The organism is Streptomyces sp. NPDC013455 (assembly GCF_040632975.1).
Taxonomy (GTDB): domain Bacteria; phylum Actinomycetota; class Actinomycetes; order Streptomycetales; family Streptomycetaceae; genus Streptomyces.
On sequence record NZ_JBEYCX010000001.1, the window covers coordinates 205,664 to 223,003 of the forward strand.

At 72.9% G+C, this 17,340-nt stretch carries 19 protein-coding genes and 1 riboswitch; of the genes, 8 read left to right on the forward strand and 11 right to left on the reverse strand.

The features are described from left to right. Window positions 1-47: 47 nt before the first annotated feature. From thiE to ABZ576_RS00885, 4 genes are all read right to left on the reverse strand, one after another. The gene (gene thiE / locus ABZ576_RS00870) at window positions 48-695 is read right to left on the reverse strand and encodes a thiamine phosphate synthase (protein WP_360734178.1); all 648 of its coding nucleotides are present in this window, start codon (window positions 693-695) and stop codon (window positions 48-50) included. A gap of 90 nt (window positions 696-785) precedes the next feature. Beyond that, the gene (locus ABZ576_RS00875) at window positions 786-1,151 is read right to left on the reverse strand and encodes an Rv2175c family DNA-binding protein (protein WP_360734180.1); all 366 of its coding nucleotides are present in this window, start codon (window positions 1,149-1,151) and stop codon (window positions 786-788) included. 99 nt (window positions 1,152-1,250) lie between these two features. Next, window positions 1,251-2,483 carry an FAD-dependent oxidoreductase gene (locus ABZ576_RS00880; RefSeq protein ID WP_360734183.1) on the reverse strand — a complete coding sequence of 411 codons (1,233 nt, stop codon included), beginning with the start codon at window positions 2,481-2,483 and terminating at the stop codon, window positions 1,251-1,253. A 32-nt stretch (window positions 2,484-2,515) separates the two neighbouring features. Beyond that, window positions 2,516-2,866 carry a hypothetical protein gene (locus ABZ576_RS00885; protein WP_360734186.1) on the reverse strand — a complete coding sequence of 117 codons (351 nt, stop codon included), beginning with the start codon at window positions 2,864-2,866 and terminating at the stop codon, window positions 2,516-2,518. A gap of 53 nt (window positions 2,867-2,919) precedes the next feature. Continuing rightward, a riboswitch (TPP riboswitch) is annotated at window positions 2,920-3,031 on the forward strand. On the opposite strand from ABZ576_RS00885, the gene thiO reads away from it, so the two are divergent. The 5 genes from thiO to ABZ576_RS00910 all read left to right on the forward strand — a co-directional run bounded on the left by thiO (window position 3,029) and on the right by ABZ576_RS00910 (window position 8,267). After that, on the forward strand, window positions 3,029-4,198 hold the full coding sequence (thiO, locus tag ABZ576_RS00890) for a glycine oxidase ThiO (protein WP_360734189.1): 1,170 nt from the start codon (window positions 3,029-3,031) through the stop codon (window positions 4,196-4,198). It overlaps the preceding riboswitch by 3 nt. After that, a complete protein-coding gene (gene thiS, locus ABZ576_RS00895) occupies window positions 4,195-4,407 on the forward strand; it encodes a sulfur carrier protein ThiS (protein WP_360734191.1) in 213 nt (70 codons plus the stop codon). Before thiO ends, thiS begins: the two co-directional genes overlap by 4 nt. A 3-nt stretch (window positions 4,408-4,410) precedes the next feature. Next, on the forward strand, window positions 4,411-5,205 hold the full coding sequence (locus ABZ576_RS00900) for a thiazole synthase (RefSeq protein ID WP_360734194.1): 795 nt from the start codon (window positions 4,411-4,413) through the stop codon (window positions 5,203-5,205). 152 nt (window positions 5,206-5,357) lie between these two features. Beyond that, window positions 5,358-7,331 (forward strand): Stk1 family PASTA domain-containing Ser/Thr kinase, encoded by a 1,974-nt coding sequence (gene pknB, locus ABZ576_RS00905; RefSeq protein ID WP_360734197.1) that lies wholly within the window; start codon window positions 5,358-5,360, stop codon window positions 7,329-7,331. A 57-nt stretch (window positions 7,332-7,388) separates the two neighbouring features. After that, on the forward strand, window positions 7,389-8,267 hold the full coding sequence (locus ABZ576_RS00910) for a deoxyribonuclease IV (RefSeq protein ID WP_360734200.1): 879 nt from the start codon (window positions 7,389-7,391) through the stop codon (window positions 8,265-8,267). A 31-nt stretch (window positions 8,268-8,298) separates the two neighbouring features. Here ABZ576_RS00910 and ABZ576_RS00915 read toward each other — a convergent pair whose 3' ends face one another. After that, window positions 8,299-8,931, reverse strand: coding sequence for a sulfite oxidase-like oxidoreductase (locus ABZ576_RS00915; protein ID WP_360734203.1), 633 nt, complete (start codon window positions 8,929-8,931; stop codon window positions 8,299-8,301). Between the two features lie 175 nt (window positions 8,932-9,106). Between ABZ576_RS00915 and bfr the strand changes: the two genes are divergently transcribed. Then, on the forward strand, window positions 9,107-9,586 hold the full coding sequence (gene bfr, locus ABZ576_RS00920; RefSeq protein ID WP_360734206.1) for a bacterioferritin: 480 nt from the start codon (window positions 9,107-9,109) through the stop codon (window positions 9,584-9,586). On the opposite strand, the gene ABZ576_RS00925 is transcribed toward bfr, so the two are convergent. Both ABZ576_RS00925 and ABZ576_RS00930 read right to left on the reverse strand, forming a co-directional pair. Then, window positions 9,583-9,807: a (2Fe-2S)-binding protein gene (locus ABZ576_RS00925; protein ID WP_360734209.1), complete on the reverse strand. Its 225-nt coding sequence runs from the start codon at window positions 9,805-9,807 to the stop codon at window positions 9,583-9,585. The genes bfr and ABZ576_RS00925 overlap by 4 nt on opposite strands. Before the next feature lie 166 nt (window positions 9,808-9,973). After that, window positions 9,974-11,326 (reverse strand): class II 3-deoxy-7-phosphoheptulonate synthase, encoded by a 1,353-nt coding sequence (locus ABZ576_RS00930; RefSeq protein WP_360734212.1) that lies wholly within the window; start codon window positions 11,324-11,326, stop codon window positions 9,974-9,976. Window positions 11,327-11,430: 104 nt separating this feature from the next. Between ABZ576_RS00930 and ABZ576_RS00935 the strand changes: the two genes are divergently transcribed. Together ABZ576_RS00935 and ABZ576_RS00940 are read left to right on the forward strand one after the other, a co-directional pair. Then, window positions 11,431-11,487 carry a trp operon leader peptide gene (locus ABZ576_RS00935; protein ID WP_121791294.1) on the forward strand — a complete coding sequence of 19 codons (57 nt, stop codon included), beginning with the start codon at window positions 11,431-11,433 and terminating at the stop codon, window positions 11,485-11,487. A gap of 103 nt (window positions 11,488-11,590) precedes the next feature. Then, window positions 11,591-13,462 (forward strand): anthranilate synthase family protein, encoded by a 1,872-nt coding sequence (locus tag ABZ576_RS00940; RefSeq protein ID WP_360734215.1) that lies wholly within the window; start codon window positions 11,591-11,593, stop codon window positions 13,460-13,462. 18 nt (window positions 13,463-13,480) lie between these two features. On the opposite strand, the gene ABZ576_RS00945 is transcribed toward ABZ576_RS00940, so the two are convergent. From ABZ576_RS00945 to ABZ576_RS00960, 4 genes are all read right to left on the reverse strand, one after another. Then, complete coding sequence (locus ABZ576_RS00945) at window positions 13,481-14,509, reverse strand: 6-phosphofructokinase (protein WP_360734217.1); 1,029 nt, start codon at window positions 14,507-14,509, stop codon at window positions 13,481-13,483. A gap of 119 nt (window positions 14,510-14,628) precedes the next feature. Beyond that, window positions 14,629-15,306, reverse strand: a complete 678-nt coding sequence (locus ABZ576_RS00950; RefSeq protein ID WP_360734220.1) for a response regulator transcription factor — start codon at window positions 15,304-15,306, stop codon at window positions 14,629-14,631. Further along, window positions 15,303-16,538 carry a DUF5931 domain-containing protein gene (locus ABZ576_RS00955; protein ID WP_360734223.1) on the reverse strand — a complete coding sequence of 412 codons (1,236 nt, stop codon included), beginning with the start codon at window positions 16,536-16,538 and terminating at the stop codon, window positions 15,303-15,305. Before ABZ576_RS00955 ends, ABZ576_RS00950 begins: the two co-directional genes overlap by 4 nt. Window positions 16,539-16,565: 27 nt before the next feature. After that, window positions 16,566-17,300 (reverse strand): lysophospholipid acyltransferase family protein, encoded by a 735-nt coding sequence (locus ABZ576_RS00960; RefSeq protein ID WP_360734226.1) that lies wholly within the window; start codon window positions 17,298-17,300, stop codon window positions 16,566-16,568. Window positions 17,301-17,340: the final 40 nt, after the last annotated feature.

Here is a 17,340-nt window from a genome sequence, read left to right on the forward strand (position 1 = left end):
CGGAAATTTGCCCGATTTGTCGACTTCCTGTCCACCCCTTGGACAAGCTAGCCCTGGCGCAGCCGCTTCGCGAACTCCGCCGCCGCCGCGCCCGGGTCCCGCGCCTCGGTGATCGCGCGGACCACGACCACCCGGCGGGCACCGGCGTCCAGCACCTGGTCGAGATTGCCGAGGTCGATGCCGCCGATGGCGAACCAGGGGCGGTCGGTGCCGAGGCCGGCCGTGTACCGGACCAGGTCCAGGCCGGGGGCGTGGCGGCCGGGCTTGGTCGGGGTGGGCCAGCAGGGGCCGGTGCAGAAGTAGTCCACACCCTCCTGGACGGCGGCAGCGGCGGCCTCGTCCTCGGCGTGCGTGGAGCGGCCGATCAGCACCCCGTCGCCGAGGATCGCGCGGGCCGCGGGGACCGGCAGGTCGCCCTGGCCCAGATGCAGCACACCGGCGCCGGCGGCGTGGGCGACGTCCGCCCGGTCGTTGACCGCGAGCAGCCTGCCGTGCCGGGCGCAGGCGTCGGCGAAGACTTCCAGGTACTCCAGCTCCTCGGCGGCCTCCATGCCCTTGTCGCGCAGCTGCACGATGTCGACCCCGCCGGCCAGTACCGCGTCGAGGAACTCGGGCAGGTCACCCTGGCGCCTGCGGGCGTCCGTGCACAGGTACAGACGGGCGTCGGCGAGCGCGGTGCGGGCGGTGTCGGACATGGCTGGGTCCCCCCGTGGTCGGTGTCCCTGCGGTTCGGCTGGTGGCGTACGGACGTCCGGCCCGCACGCCACCTCCTGCCGCGGGTCGGCTCAGACGGCGAGCGCCTGGGCGCGGCGCTTCACCTCCGTGCCGCGATTCTCGCTCAGGGCCTGCGCGGGGGTACCGGGCAGGGTCGGGTCGGGGGTGAAGAGCCACTCGATCATCTCTTCGTCCGTGAAGCCGTCGTCCCTCAGGAGCGTCAGGGTCCCGGACAGGCCCTTGACGACCTTGTCCCCGTCGATGAAGGCGGCGGGGACGTGCAGTGCCCGGTTCTCACCACGGCGTACGGCGATGAGCTGGCCGTCCTTGACCAGCTGCCGCACACGCGTCACCTCGACGCCGAGCTGTTCGGCGATGTCGGGGAGGGTGAGCCAGTCGGGGACGAGAGCATCGATCTTTGCGTCAATCTCGGTCACGGAATCCAGCCTAGGCGCTCCGCGGCCTCGCCCGCGATCCGCCGTCGGCCGTCCGCGGCACCGTCGTGCCTGGTCGGGGCGGAGCGCACCGGCGCGGCCTCAGTCGGCCGTGGCGTCCTTCAGGGGCCGGGCCGGGTCGGTCAGGGCGTCCACGTCCATCCGCCGGCCCGCCTCGATCAGGCGGCGGCCCTGGGCCAGGTCGCGGGGGCGGCCCACCGCCAGCAGGGCCACCAGGCGGCCCTCGCGCAGCCAGCACACCGTCCAGGAGGGGCCCGCCGGATCGCCGCGCCAGACCAGGCGGTCGGCCGCGGCGTGGTGGCCGGCGTACTGCACGAACCGGCCGAACTGCTCCGACCAGAAGTACGGCACCGGGTCGTAGACCGCGGGCGTCTCGCCGAGGATGTTCGCGGCGACCGTGCGCGGGCCCTGGAGGGCGTTGTCCCAGTGGTGGACGAGGAGCCGCTCGCCGTAGCGGGCCGAGGGGAAGGAGGCGCAGTCGCCGACGGCGTACACGTCCGGCAGGGAGGTGCGCAGGTGGTCGTCGGCGAGGACGTCGCCGTGCGCGCCCAGCTCGATGCCCGAGCCCGCCAGCCAGGCGGTGGCGGGGCGGGCGCCGACACCGACCACGACGGCGCCCGCGGCCAGCCGGGTGCCGTCGGCGAGCAGCACCGCGCCGGGCTCGACGCGCTCCACACGCGCGCCGGTGCGCAGGTCCGTGCCGCTGTCGGCGTACCAGGCGGCCATCGGGGCGGCCACCTCGGCCGGCAGGGCGCCGGCGAGCGGCCGGTCGGCGGCCTCCACGACGGTCACCGCGCAGCCGGCCTCACGGGCGGCCGTGGCGAACTCGGCGCCGATCCAGCCGGCGCCCACGACCACGACGTCGTGCTGCCGGACGACCACCGGGCGCAGCCGGGCGGCGTCGTCCAGGGTGCGCAGCAGATGCACCCCGGGCACACCCTCGGTGCCGGGCAGGGTGACCGGTTCGGCGCCGGTGGCCAGCACCAGGACGTCGTAGGGGACCGGTCCGGCCTCGGTGTCCAGTTCGTGGTCGGCGGGGCGCACGCCCAGCGCCTCGCAGCCCAGTCTGAGCTCGACGCCGAGGGACTCGAAGTCCACGTCGAAGGCGGAGTTCTCGGCCTTGCCGAGCAGCACCGCCTTCGACAGCGGCGGCCGGTCGTAGGGCTGGTGCGGCTCGGCGCCGATGACGGTCACACCGCCCCGGAAGCCCTGTTCGCGCAGGGCGACCGCGGTCTGCACCCCGGCCATGCCCGCGCCGACGACGACCACGCGCGGCCCCTGTGCCGTGCCCTCTTCCGCTGTCTGCTCGCTCACCCGGTCACCATAGACAATTGACGGTCCGTCAGTCAGGGGGCGTGCTCGGTGATCTGCTCCACCACGCTCGTGCCCGAGCCCTCCCCGGACTCCCATTCCCAGGTCTCCTCCAGCCGCACCCGGCCGTCGGGCAGCTCCACGACCGCGGACACGCAGTGGCCCGAGGCGGTCGTCCCGTCGGTCTTCAGCTGCACGTACCGGAAGTCCAGCCGGTCGCCCTCGCGGGTGCCGATCAGATGCCCGCGCACGACGTCGCCGCCCGCGTACTCGGCCCAGATCTCGCCGTCCTCCTCGTGGTAGGCGAAGCGGGTGCGGGTACCGACCTGACCCGGGGCCTGGTCGGCCACCGGGGCGAGGATCAGTCCGTCGAGCGAGCGGGCCATGGAACGGGGCTCCCTTACGGGCGAGGAGGACGGCGGGCTAGGGTGGCCACCGTACAAGCACTCGCGGGAGCCCGGACGCACCGGGCTGAGAGGGAGGCTGGCGGCCTCCGACCGTACGAACCTGATCCGGGTCATGCCGGCGAAGGGAGGGGCTGGACGCCCATGTCGTCACGTACGTCCGACGTCCTCGTCATCGGGGGCGGAATCATCGGCCTGGTCACGGCCTGGCGCGCGGCGCAGCGCGGGCTCGCCACGGCCGTGGTGGACCCCGAGCCCGGGGGCGGGGCCGCGCGGGTCGCGGCCGGGATGCTGGCCGCGGTCACCGAACTGCACTACGGCGAGGAGACGCTGCTCGCCCTGAACCTGGAGTCGGCCCGCCGCTATCCCGACTTCGCGGCCGAGCTCACCGAGCTGACCGGCCACGACCTCGGCTACCGCCGCTGCGGCACCCTCGCCGTCGCGCTGGACGCCGACGACCGCGCCGGTCTGCGCGACCTGCACGCCCTCCAGCGGCGTTCGGGCCTCGACTCCCAGTGGCTGTCCGGGCGGGAGTGCCGGCACCTGGAGCCGATGCTGGCGCCGGGGGTGCGCGGCGGGCTGCGGGTGGACGGCGACCACCAGATCGACCCGCGGCGGCTCGCGGCCGCCCTGGTGGCCGCCTGCGAGCGGGCCGGCGTGGTCTTCCACCGCACCCGGGCGGAGCGGCTCGACGTGGCCGGGGACCGGGCCGCCGGGATCACCACGGCGGACGGCACCGGGCTGCGCGCGGAGCAGGTGGTGCTCGCCGCCGGCAGCCTGAGCGGGCGGCTCGCGGGGGTCCCGGGGGAAGTGCTGCCGCCGGTGCGGCCGGTCAAGGGGCAGGTGCTGCGGCTGACCGTCCCCCGCCGGTACGCGCCGTTCCTGAGCCGGACCGTACGGGCCGTGGTGCGCGGCAGCCACGTCTACCTGGTGCCCCGGGAGAACGGCGACCTGGTGGTCGGAGCCACCAGCGAGGAGCTGGGCTGGGATACGACGGTCACGGCCGGGGGCGTGTACGAACTGCTGCGCGACGCCCACGAGCTGGTGCCCGGCATCACCGAACTGCCGCTCACCGAGACCCTGGCCGGGCTGCGCCCCGGCTCCCCCGACAACGCGCCGCTGCTCGGCCCGTCCGGTCTGGCCGGGCTGCTGCTGGCCACCGGGCACCACCGCAACGGGGTACTGCTCACGCCGGTCACCGGGGACGTGCTGGCACACGCCCTGGTCACCGGTGAACTGCCCGAGGAGGCGCGTCCGTTCACCCCGCGGCGGTTCGGCGCCACGGGGCTGGAGAAGCTGGAGCAGCCCGCATGAACCCTCCCCTGACCATCTCCGTCAACGGTGAACCCCGCGACATCGCGCCGGGCACCGCGCTGGACGCGCTGGTGGAGACCCTCACCGCGGCGCCCCGCGGGGTGGCCGCCGCCGTCAACGAGACCGTCGTCCCGCGCGCGCAGTGGGCGGCCACCGCGCTCGCCGAGGGCGACCGGGTCGAAGTACTCACCGCCGTGCAGGGAGGCTGAGCCATGGCAGACGATCCCCTGGTCCTCGGCGGGCTGACCTTCTCGTCCCGCCTGATCATGGGCACGGGCGGGGCGCCCAGCCTGGAGGTGCTGGAGCGGTCGCTGGTCGCCTCCGGCACGGAGCTGACCACGGTCGCGATGCGCCGGGTGGACCCGTCCGTGCACGGCTCGGTGCTGTCGGTGCTGGACAGGCTCGGCATCCGGGTGCTGCCGAACACGGCGGGCTGTTTCACCGCGGGCGAGGCGGTGCTCACCGCCCGGCTGGCCCGGGAGGCGCTCGGCACCGACCTGGTCAAGCTGGAGGTCATCGCCGACGAGCGGACGCTGCTGCCGGATCCGGTGGAGCTGCTGGAGGCGGCGGAGACGCTGGTCGACGACGGCTTCACGGTGCTGCCGTACACGAACGACGACCCCGTGCTCGCGCGGAAGCTGGAGGACGTCGGCTGTGCGGCGGTCATGCCGCTGGGCTCGCCGATCGGCTCCGGGCTCGGCATCCGCAACCCGCACAACTTCCAGCTGATCGTGGAGCAGGCGCGGGTGCCGGTGATCCTGGACGCGGGGGCCGGTACGGCGTCCGACGCGGCGCTGGCGATGGAGCTGGGCTGCGCGGGCGTGATGCTTGCCTCGGCGGTGACCCGGGCGCAGGAGCCGGTGCTGATGGCGGACGCCATGCGGCACGCGGTGGAGGCGGGCCGGCTGGCGTACCGGGCCGGCCGCATGCCCCGGCGGCACTTCGCGCAGGCGTCCTCCCCGACGGAGGGCCTGGCCCGTCTCGACCCCGAGCGCCCCGCGTTCTAGCCGCCCGGCCACGCGACCGCCCGTCACCGCCGGCCGGAGGACCGCCCCGGCCGCGGGACGGGCGTGCGTCGCGTCACAGGTCGGCTTCAGTCGTGCTCCCGTGCCGGTGGACGCGGTGGTGGTGTCCGTCCGCCCTCGTAGACTCCCCTCTCGTGGATACGACCCTTCAGGACCCCCTCGTCGGGCAGGTGCTCGACGGCCGGTATCGCGTCGACGCGCGGATCGCGGCCGGTGGGATGGCCACGGTCTACCGGGCCCTGGACACCCGCCTGGACCGCGTGCTCGCGCTGAAGGTGATGCACCCGGCGCTCGCGGCCGACGGGGCCTTCGTCGAGCGCTTCATCCGTGAGGCGAAGTCCGTCGCCCGGCTCGACCACCCCAATGTGGTGCAGGTCTTCGACCAGGGCACCGACGGGTCGTACGTCTACCTGGCGATGGAGTACATCGCCGGCTGCACCCTGCGCGACGTGCTGCGGGAGCGGGGTGCCGTGCAGCCGCGGGCCGCGCTGGACATCCTGGAGCCGGTGCTCGCCGCGCTCGGCGCCGCGCACCGGGCGGGGTTCGTGCACCGGGACATGAAGCCGGAGAACGTGCTGATAGGCGACGACGGCCGGGTGAAGGTGGCCGACTTCGGGCTGGTGCGCTCCGTGGACACGGTGACCAGCACGACGGGGGCCGTACTCGGGACCGTCTCCTACCTCGCGCCCGAGCAGATAGAACGGGGCACCACCGACCCGCGCGTCGACGTGTACGCCTGCGGTGTGGTCCTGTACGAGATGCTGACGGGCACCAAGCCGCACTCCGGGGAGTCCCCGGCCCAGGTGCTCTACAAGCACCTGCACGAGGACGTGCCGCCCCCCTCGGCGCTCGTTCCCGGGCTGCCGTACGAGCTGGACGAGCTGGTCGCGGCGGCCACCGCCCGGGACCTGGCGGTCCGGCCGCACGACGCCGTGGCGCTGCTCGCGCTGGCGCGCGAGGCGCGCCGGCCGCTGACCGACGAGCAGCTGGACACGCTGCCGCCGCAGGCGCTGGCCGCGGCGCACGACAACGCCGAGGACCGCACCAGCGTGATCCCGCGCGCGCTGACCTCCCCGCTGCCCGGCACCGCTCACGCGGGAGGGCTCCCGTCCCGGCCGCCGGCGGCCGGCGAGGACGGCGCCGCCGACGGGATCGACCGCACCGCCCGCTTCCGGAACCCGCCGGTGCCGCCCGTGGCGCCCCGCCGCCGGGGCCCGGCCCGGCCCCCGCGCGCCGTGCTGGCGCTGATCGCGGCTGTCCTGGTGGTCCTCGGCGTGGGCGCCGGGATCTGGTACATCAACTCGGGGCAGTTCACCAAGGTGCCGCCGCTGCTGACGCAGACCGAGGCGCGGGCGAAGGAGCGGCTGGAGGCCGCCGGGCTGGACGTCGGGCGGGTCGAGCGCGCGTACAGCGACACCGTCGAGCGGGGCACGGTGATCGGCAGCGACCCGGCGCCCGGCGCGCGGATCCGGGAGGACGACTCGGTGACGCTGACCGTGTCGCTCGGGCCGGAGACGGTGAACGTGCCGAACGTGGAGGGGCAGCCCCTCGCGAAGGCGCGGGCGCGGCTGAAGGCGGACGGCCTGGAGCCGGGCATGGTGACCCGCGAGTTCAGCGAGGACGTCGCCAGGGGCTCGGTGATCGGTACGTCGCCGGACGCGGGCACCAAGCGGCACGCGGGCTCGGCGATCGCGCTGGTCGTCAGCAAGGGCAGCCCGATCGACGTGCCGGACGTCACCGGGGACGACCTGGACGGCGCCCGGCAGGAGCTGACGGACGCCGGGCTGAAGGTCGAGGTGGCCGCCGGCCGGGTCCACTCCGAGTACGACCCGGGCAAGGTCGCCGCGCAGAGTCCGGCCGACGGCCGCCGGGCCGCCGAGGGCGACACGGTGACGCTCACCCTGTCCAAGGGCCCGGAGATGGTCGAGGTCCCGGACGTGGTCGGCGACAGCGTGGACGACGCCCGCCGGGCGCTGGAGGACGCCGGCTTCGAGGTCGAGGAGGACCGCGGCCTGCTCGGGCTGTTCGGCGACACCGTGGAGAAGCAGTCGGTGGACGGCGGCGGGACGGCACCGAAGGGGTCGACGATCACGATCACCATCCGGTGACCGGGGTCACCGGGGACCGCGGTCCGGGTCCGGGGGCGGGCGTGACACCCTGAACGGGTGAGTCCCGATCAGTCCTCCCTGCCCCGCAACCCCGTCGGCGGCCATGTGCCGGTCGCCGGCGGCCTGCACTCCGTCGGCCTGTCGTACGCCCGTGACCTGAAGGCCGAGACCGTGCAGGTCTTCGTCGCCAACCCGCGCGGCTGGGCCACGCCCGCCGGGAACCCGCGGCAGGACGAGGCGTTCCGCGCGGCCTGCGCCGAGGAGTCGATCCCGGCGTACGTCCACGCCCCGTACCTGATCAACTTCGGTTCGCACACCGAGGCGACCGTGGAGCGGTCGGTGGAGTCGCTGCGGCACTCGCTGCGGCGCGGGCGGGAGATCGGCGCGCTCGGCGTGGTGGTGCACACCGGCAGCGCGACCGGGGGGCGGGCGCGCGAGGTGGCGCTGCGGCAGGTACGGGAGCACCTGCTGCCGCTGCTGGACGAGCTGACCCACGACGACGACCCGTTCCTGCTGCTGGAGTCGACCGCCGGGCAGGGCGCCTCGCTGTGCTCCCGCACCTGGGACTTCGGGCCGTACTTCGAGGCGCTGGACGCCCACCCGAAGCTGGGAGTGTGCCTGGACACCTGCCACGTCTTCGCCGCGGGGCACGACCTGACCGGGCCGAGCGGCATGCACCAGACCCTGGACCTGCTGGTGGACACGGTCGGCGAGGGCCGGCTGAAGCTGATCCACGCCAACGACTCCAAGGACGTGGTGGGCGCGCACAAGGACCGGCACGAGAACATCGGCGCCGGCCACATCGGCGAGGACCCCTTCCGCGCCCTGATGACCCACCCGGCGACGGCGGGCGTCCCGCTGGTCATCGAGACGCCCGGCGGCAAGGAGGGGCACGCGGCGGACGTGGAGCGGCTGAAGAAGCTGCGGGACGCGTGATCCACTGGGCCGCGCCACCGCGCGGCCGGGATCAGAGCTCGGGGCCGTCCCCGGGTTCTTCCTGGTAGGAGTAGCGCTGCTCCTTCCAGGGGTCGCCGATGTTGTGGTAGCCGCGCTCCTCCCAGAAGCCGCGGCGGTCGGCGGTCATGTACTCCACGCCCCGGACCCATTTGGGTCCCTTCCAGGCGTACAGGTGGGGGACGATCAGGCGGACCGGGAAGCCGTGCTCGGCGGTGAGCAGCTCGCCGTCCTTGTGGGTGGCGAAGATCGCGCGGTCGGAGGCGAAGTCGGCGAGGCGCAGGTTGGAGCTGAAGCCGTACTCCGCCCAGACCATCACATGGGTGACATCCGGCGCCGGCGGAGCCAGGTCCAGGATGGCGCGGGCCGGGACGCCGCCCCACTCCGCACCGACCATGCTGAACTTCGTCACGCAGTGCAGATCGGCCACCACGGTGGTGTACGGCAGGGCCGTGAACTCCTCGTGGTTCCAGGTGCGCTTGTCCCCGTCGGCGGTGGCACCGAAGACGCGGAACTCCCAGCGCTCGGGCCGGAACTTCGGCACCGGCCCGTAGTGCGTGACCGGCCAGCCGCGCTGGAGCCGCTGACCCGGCGGAAGCTCGAATCCTGCCCCCGCCCCAGACTCTCGCTCCACCGGATGACCCATGTATCCATCCTGACAGACCTCGGGCGGTGCCCTTGACCACCCACACTCGAAACGGACAACTACCATCAACTCAGTGCGTACTTACTAAGTACGCACTTACTGGACGATCTTCCCCGCCGGTGCAATCATGCGGCCGCATACCTCCCCGTCCCTCCGTATGGAAGGAGCCGCTGCGATGCAGGGCGACCCCGAGGTCCTCGACTTCCTCAACGAGCAGCTCACCGGCGAGCTGACCGCGATCAACCAGTACTTCCTGCACGCGAAGATGCAGGAGAACAACGGCTGGACGAAGCTCGCGAAATACACGCGGCACGAGTCGTTCGACGAGATGAAGCACGCCGAGGTGCTCACCGACCGGATCCTGTTCCTGGAGGGGCTGCCCAACTACCAGCGGCTCTTCCACGTCCGGGTGGGACAGACCGTCCGGGAGATGTTCGAGGCCGACCGGGAGATCGAGGTGGAGGCGATCGACCGGCTCAAGCGGGGGATCAAGGTGATGCGCGAGAAGGGTGACATCACGTCCGCGAACATCTTCGAGGACATCCTCGCCGACGAGGAACACCACATCGACTACCTCGACACCCAGCTGGAGCTGCTGGACAAGCTCGGTGAGGCGCTCTACATCGCCCAGGTGATCGAGCAGCCCGAGGGCTAGGCGGCCTCGGGGATCTCCGCGAGGACGGGACGGCCCTGGTCGGCGAGCTCACGGCGGGGGCACGCGCCCCGGCCGAGGATGGCCTGGATCCGGCGGACGCACGATCCGCAGTCGGTGCCGGCCTTGCAGGCGGAGGCGATCTGGCGCGGGGTGCAGGCGCCGTTCTCCGCGTGCTGCCGTACCTGCTGCTCGGTGACGCCGAAGCAACTGCAGACGTACACCCGGCTCACCTCCCCACGGGATCGTTCGCTTGCTGCCATCCCGTTCTCGGTGAGGCAAACCTAACCTTACCCATGGCTCGGTGGGCGCAAAAGTGGCGGGGGGCGCGGATCAGGTGTGATCCGCGCCCCACTCACGCCGGTGCGCCAGGTGTACCGGGCGGAACCGTCACTGGTCCCGGTACATCTCGGCCACGAGGAACGCCAGGTCCAGCGACTGGCTGCGGTTCAGCCGCGGGTCGCAGGCCGTCTCGTAGCGCTGGTGCAGGTCGTCGACGAAGATCTCGTCGCCGCCGCCCACGCACTCGGTGACGTCGTCGCCGGTCAGCTCCACGTGGATGCCGCCCGGGTGGGTGCCCAGCGCCTTGTGGACCTCGAAGAAGCCCTTGACCTCGTCCAGCACGTCGTCGAAGCGGCGGGTCTTGTGCCCGGAGGCCGCCTCGAAGGTGTTGCCGTGCATCGGGTCGGTCACCCAGGCCACCGTCGCGCCGGACGCCGTGACCTTCTCGACCAGCTCCGGGAGCCGGTCGCGGATCTTGTCGGCGCCCATGCGGACGATGAAGGTCAGCCGGCCCGGCTCCCGCTCGGGGTCGAGCCGGTCGATGTACCGGAGCGCCTCCTCGGCCGTCGTGGTCGGGCCGAGCTTGATGCCGATCGGGTTGCGGATCCGCGAGGCGAACTCGATGTGCGCGTGGTCCAGCTGCCGGGTGCGCTCACCGATCCACACCATGTGGGCCGAGACGTCGTACAGCTCGCCGGTGCGGGAGTCGACCCGGGTCAGGGCGGACTCGTAGTCCAGCAGCAGCGCCTCGTGCGAGGAGAAGAACTCGACGGTCTTGAACTCCTCCGGGTCGGTGCCGCAGGCCCGCATGAAGTTCAGCGCGTTGTCGATCTCGCGGGCGAGCTGCTCGTAGCGCTGGCCCGAGGGCGAGGTCTTCACGAAGTCCTGGTTCCAGGCGTGCACCTGGCGCAGGTCCGCGTAGCCGCCGGTGGTGAAGGCGCGCACCAGGTTCAGCGTGGACGCCGACGCGTGGTACATGCGCTTGAGCCGCTCGGGGTCCGGGATGCGGGAGGCCTCGGTGAAGTCGAAGCCGTTGACCGAGTCGCCCCGGTACACCGGGAGCGTCACACCGTCGCGGGTCTCGGTCGGCTTGGAGCGGGGCTTGGAGTACTGCCCCGCGATCCGGCCGACCTTGACCACGGGCACGGAGGCCGCGTAGGTCAGGACGGCACCCATCTGGAGCAGCGTCTTCAGCTTGTTGCGGATGTGGTCGGCGGACACCGCGTCGAACGCCTCGGCGCAGTCGCCGCCCTGGAGGAGGAACGCCTCTCCCCTGGCGACGGCCGCCATCCGGGCGCGCAGCTGGTCGCACTCGCCCGCGAAGACGAGCGGCGGATACGACTCGAGGTCCGCGATCACTGCGCGCAGAGCCTCGGGGTCGGGGTACTCGGGCTGCTGCGCCGCGGGCAGGTCTCGCCAGGTGTTGCCAGCGCTGTGGCTGGTCTTAGCGTTCACGGTCACCTCGTACACATTACGGGGTCATGGGGCGGGATTTTCCTCCGGCTCGAAGGGTGAGACGGAGTGATTACCCTCTGGACACCAGCCCGGTGCGGTAGGGTTCCCCCATGTTCGCGCCGTCGATCCAGAACTGGTGGTGGACCGCTTCTCCGGCGGCCCGCTGATCGCGCGTACACACAGAACTCCGCGAAGGCCGCCCGAGGGGCGGCCTTCGGTGTTTCTCCGGGCCGTTCCTCTCCGTCAGAAGATCGAGAAGGAGCCCGACCCGTGGATCTCAAGGACCTGCTGCACGACCCCCGCCCCTTCGCCCTGCTCCACCGCCGCACCCCGGGCCGCGACGAGCGGCTGGTGGAGGTGCTGCTCGGCCCGGTGACCCGCCGCGACCGGCTCGCCGACCTGCCCGACGAGGGGCTCGCCCTCGTCCCGTTCCGGCAGATCCGCGAGCGGGGCTTCGACGTGCGCGACGACGGCACCCCGCTGCTGGTGCTGACCCCCGAGGAGTCGTTCGAGATCCCGCTCGACGAGGCGCTGTCCGGGCTCCCGGCCCACGAGGTGCGGGTCACCGGCGGGGGCTTCGACGTGGGGGACGAGGAGTACGGCGAGATCGTCGGGCGGGTGCTGCGCGAGGAGATCGGCCGGGGCGAGGGCGCGAACTTCGTGATCCGGCGCACCTACGAGGGCGAGATCCCCGGCTTCGGCCGCGCGGACGCGCTCGCGCTGTTCCGGCGGCTGCTGGCGGGTGAGCGGGGCGCGTACTGGACGTTCGTGGTGCACACCGGCGACCGGACGCTGGTGGGGGCGAGTCCGGAGGTGCACGTCCGGATGAGCGGCGGGACCGTGGTCATGAACCCGATCAGCGGCACCTACCGCTATCCGGCCGAGGGGCCGAGCCCGGAGCACCTGCTCTCCTTCCTCGCCGACGGCAAGGAGATCGAGGAGCTGTCGATGGTCGTCGACGAGGAGCTGAAGATGATGTGCACCGTCGGCGACATGGGCGGGGTCGTCGTCGGTCCGCGGCTGAAGGAGATGGCGCACCTCGCGCACACCGAGTACGAGCTGCGCGGGAAGTCCTCCCTGGACGCGCGGGAGGTGCTGCGGGAGACGATGTTCGCGGCGACGGTGACCGGCTCGCCGGTGCAGAACGCCTGCCGGGTGATCGAGCGGTACGAGCCGCTCGGACGGGACGGCGTGGGGCGCGGGTACTACGCCGGTGCGCTCGCCCTGCTCGGGCGGGACCCCGGGGGCGCGCAGACCCTCGACTCCCCCATCCTGATCCGCACCGCCGACATCGCCGCCGACGGCCGGCTGCGCGTCCCGGTCGGGGCGACGCTGGTGCGCGGTTCCGACCCGGCGGGCGAGGTGGCGGAGACCCACGCGAAGGCGGCGGGCGTGCTGGCCGCCCTCGGGGTGCGGCCGGCCCCGCCGCGGGCGGAGCGGGAGCGGCCCCGGCTGGCCGACGATCCCCGGGTCCGGGAGGCGCTGGACGGGCGCCGGGCCGGGCTCGCCCCGTTCTGGCTGCGGATGCAGGAGCGCTCCGACGTGCTCGCCGGCCACGCCCTCGTGGTGGACGGCGAGGACACCTTCACGGCGATGCTGGCGCACGTGCTGCGCTCGGGCGGCCTGGAGGTGACCGTCCGGCGGTACGACGAGCCGGGGCTCGGGGACGCGGTGCACGGGCACGAGGGCCCGGTGGTGCTGGGACCCGGTCCGGGCGACCCCGGCGACCTCGCCGACCCGAAGATGCGGATCCTGCGGGGCCTGGCCGCCACGGTGCTCGCGGACCACCGGTACGGCGTGCTCGGGGTCTGCCTGGGCCACGAGCTGATCGCGGCCGGACTGGGGCTGGAGATCGTGCGCAAGCAGGTGCCGTACCAGGGGGCGCAGACCACGATCGACCTGTTCGGGCGGGCGGAGACCGTCGGTTTCTACAACAGCTTCGTGGCCCGCTGCGACGAACGGACCGCCCGGGAGCTGGCGGCGCGCGGCGTCGAGGTGAGCCGCGCGGCGAACGGGGAGGTGCACGCGGTCCGGGGGCCCGGCTTCGCCGGGGTGCAGTTCCACCCGGAGTCGGTGCTGACGCTGAACGGGGCGGCGATCGTGCGGGAGCTGGTGGACCGGCTGCGCCGCACGACCGTGTAGCCGGCCCGGCGGCCGCCGTCAGCCGAAGAAGACACCGACCTCCTCGTACAGCTTCGGGTCCACCGTCTTCAGCCTGGCGGTGGCCTCGGCGATCGGGACGCGGACGATGTCGGTGCCGCGCAGGGCGACCATCTTGCCGAAGTCGCCCTCGTGCACGCAGTCGATGGCGTGCAGGCCGAAACGGGTGGCGAGCCAGCGGTCGTAGGCGCTCGGGGTGCCGCCGCGCTGGATGTGCCCGAGGACCGTGGTGCGGGCCTCCTTGCCGGTGCGCTTCTCGATCTCCTTGGCCAGCCACTCGCCGATGCCGGACAGCCGGACGTGTCCGAAGGAGTCGAGCGACTCGTCCTTGAGGACCACGTCGCCGTCCTTGGGCATGGCGCCCTCGGCGACGACGACGATCGGTGCGTAGGACGCCTTGAACCGGGAGGTGATCCACGCGCACACCTGGTCGAGGTCGAAGCGCTGTTCGGGGATCAGGATGACGTTGGCGCCGCCGGCCAGGCCGGAGTGCAGGGCGATCCAGCCGGCGTGGCGGCCCATCACCTCGCAGACCAGGACCCGCATGTGGGACTCGGCGGTGGTGTGCAGGCGGTCGATGGCCTCGGTGGCGATGTTGACGGCGGTGTCGAAGCCGAAGGTGTAGTCCGTGGCCGACAGGTCGTTGTCGATGGTCTTCGGCACCCCGACGCAGGGCACCCCGTACTCGTCGGACAGGCGCGCCGCGACACCGAGGGTGTCCTCGCCACCGATCGCGATGAGCGCCTCGATCTCCTGCTTGGCCAGGTTCTCCTTGATCCGGCGGATACCGTCCTCCTCCTTCAGGGGGTTGGTCCGCGAGGAGCCGAGGATGGTGCCGCCGCGGGGCAGGATGCCGCGCACGGTGGGGATGTCGAGGCGGATCGTGTCGTTCCCGAGCGGACCCCGCCAGCCGTCCCGGAAGCCGACGAAGTCATGGCCGTACTCCTGTACGCCCTTGCGGACGATGCCCCGGATGACGGCGTTGAGCCCGGGGCAGTCGCCGCCTCCGGTCAGTACTCCTACCCGCATGGAAATGTCCTCTCGGCGCGGTTGCCTGACGCAGAGTCACGCTAATGGTGATTCAGGTCACACCGGGAGAGGCGGGAAGGGTGATTCCGGGGTATGTCCGGATGCGTGCCCCGGTTGTCCTACTCCTCGTCGAGTCCGCGCTCGATGGCGTACCGGACCAGCTCCACCCTGTTGTGCAGCTGGAGCTTGCCGAGGGTGTTCTGCACGTGGTTCTGGACCGTGCGGTGGGAGATGACGAGGCGTTCGGCGATCTGCTTGTAGCTCAGGCCCTTGGCGACGAGCCGCAACACCTCCGTCTCCCGGTCCGTCAGCCGGGGCGCGCCCGGCTCGTCGGCGTCGGGCGCCGGAGCCGGCTCGGAGGCCAGGCGGCGGTACTCGCCGAGCACCAGTCCGGCCAGGCCCGGGGTGAACACCGGGTCGCCGACGGCGGTGCGGCGCACCGCGTCCAGCAGTTCCTCGGTGGAGGCCGACTTCAGCAGGTAGCCGGTCGCGCCGGACTTCACGGCCTCCAGCACGTCCGCGTGCTCACCGCTCGCCGACAGCACGAGGACGCGCAGCGCCGGGTTGTGGCCGACCAGTTCCTTGCACACCTGGACACCGGGCTTGGCGGGCAGGTTGAGGTCGAGGACGAGGACGTCGGGGGCGGCGGCCTTGGCACGGCGGACCGCCTGCTCGCCGTCGCCGGCGGTGGCCACCACCTCGAAGCCGGACTCGGCCAGGTCACGCGCGACCGCGTCACGCCACATCGGGTGGTCGTCCACCACCATGACCCTGATCGGGTCCTGCTGCTGTGTCATCGCCGCTCCGCCTTCTTCCGCCGTGCCCGCACGGCGCCCTTCGGTACCTTCAGTTCGACTTCCGTGCCCTGCCCGGGGACGGACACGATCTCCGCGCCGCCGCCGAGATCGCGCAGCCGGCCCCGGATCGACAGGGCCACCCCGAGCCGGCCCTCGCCCTCGGCCTGCGCCAGCCGGCCCTCGGGGATGCCGGGGCCGTCGTCCCGGACGGTGACGACGATCTCCTCCGGCTCGTCCTCCAGCAGGATCCACGCCCGCGCCCCGTCCCCGGCGTGCCGGCGCACGTTGTCCAGGGCCGCCCCGACGGCGGCGGCCAGCTCGCGGGCCGCGTGCGGCGGCAGCGGCACCGGGGCGCCGGGCTCGGCCAGGCTGACCCGGGCGCACGCGTAGCGGGCGAGCAGGGGGCGCAGGTCGACCGGGCCGTCCGCCGCGTCCTCGTCCGGCTCCTCGACGGCCCGTACGACGGCTCCGTCGGCCAGGTCCTCCGAGACCCGGGAGACCGGCACCAGGCCGCCCGACACCAGCGTGCGCAGGGCCACCTCCTGCTCCCCGGCCATCCGGCCCAGCTCGGCCGCCTCGCCGCCGAGGGCCGCGCCCCGGCGCTTCACCATCGCCAGCACCTGGAGCACGCTGTCGTGGATGTCCCGGGCCAGCCGCTCCCGCTCCCGGGTCGCGGCCTCGATCTCCAGCGCGCGGGCGAGGGTGCGCTCGGAGGCGCGGGCCACCTCCACGACGTAGCCGATGGCGATGGAGGCGACCCAGACGAGGACCACGTTGTGCACGGTGTCCCGGGCGGGGTGGCCGCGTTCGATCAGGTTGACCACGGCGACGGCCGTGGAGGCGGCGGCCGCCCAGCGCCAGCCGCCCTTGATGGCGAAGGCCAGCACCGCGCCGGCGGTCCATATCGACGGCAGGGTGGGGCCGCCGCCCGCGATCCGCTCGTGGCTGTCGGCGACCGGGGTGAGCAGGATGCCGACCAGGGCGACGGTCAGGTCCGCGGCCAGGAAACGGCGGGTGCAGCTCGCCGCGTTCGCCACCTTCGGCAGGGTGGCCAGCGTCCACACGGCCAGGACGGCGTAGTAGCCGACGGCGACCCAGGGCCGGACGAACTGCTCGTACGCGGTGGCGCACAGGCCGGTCGCGTACAGCATGGTCATGACGCGGTAGCCGGCGAGCGCGCGCCACAGCGGCAGCTCGACCGACATCCGTACGACGCGCTCGCGCTTGGGCATGTCCCCCGGTCCCCCCGATCCCCCTGGCTAGGACTCGGCCTGCTTCTTCCCGGCCTTCTCCGCTTCCCTGGCCGCCTTCGCCGCCTCCGCGATCTGCCGCTTGGCGGCGGTGGCGTAGACGTCGACGTACTCCTGGCCGGACAGCTTCATGATCTCGTACATGACCTCGTCGGTCAGGGCGCGCAGCACGAACCGGTCGTGCTCCATGCCCTGGTAGCGGCTGAAGTCCATGGGCTTGCCGATGCGGATGCCGGGCCGCATCAGCTTCGGCAGGACCTTGCCGGGCGGCTGGATCTTCTCCGTGTCGATCATGGCGACGGGGATGACCGGCGCGCCGGTGGCGAGCGCCACGCGCGCGAGGCCGCCGGGCTTGCCCCGGTACAGCCGTCCGTCGGGCGAACGGGTGCCCTCGGGGTAGATACCGAACAGCTCGCCGCGCCGCAGCACCTCGATACCGCTCCTGATCGCCGCCTCGCCGGCGCCGCGCGCCCCGGAACGGTCCACCGGGAGCTGGCCGACGCCCTTGAAGAAGGCCGCGGTGAGGCGGCCCTTCACGCCGGGGGTGGTGAAGTACTCGGCCTTGGCGATGAAGGTGACCTTGCGGTCCAGCATGACGGGCAGGAAGAACGAGTCCGAGAAGGACAGGTGATTGCTGGCCAGGATGGCGGGACCCTCGGCCGGGATGTTCTCCAGGCCCTCCACCCACGGTCTGAAGGCAACCTTCAGCGGCCCGCCGATGGCGACCTTCATCGTGCCGTACAACACCCGTGTGCCTCCTGTTTCCGTCGAACAGACCTTAACC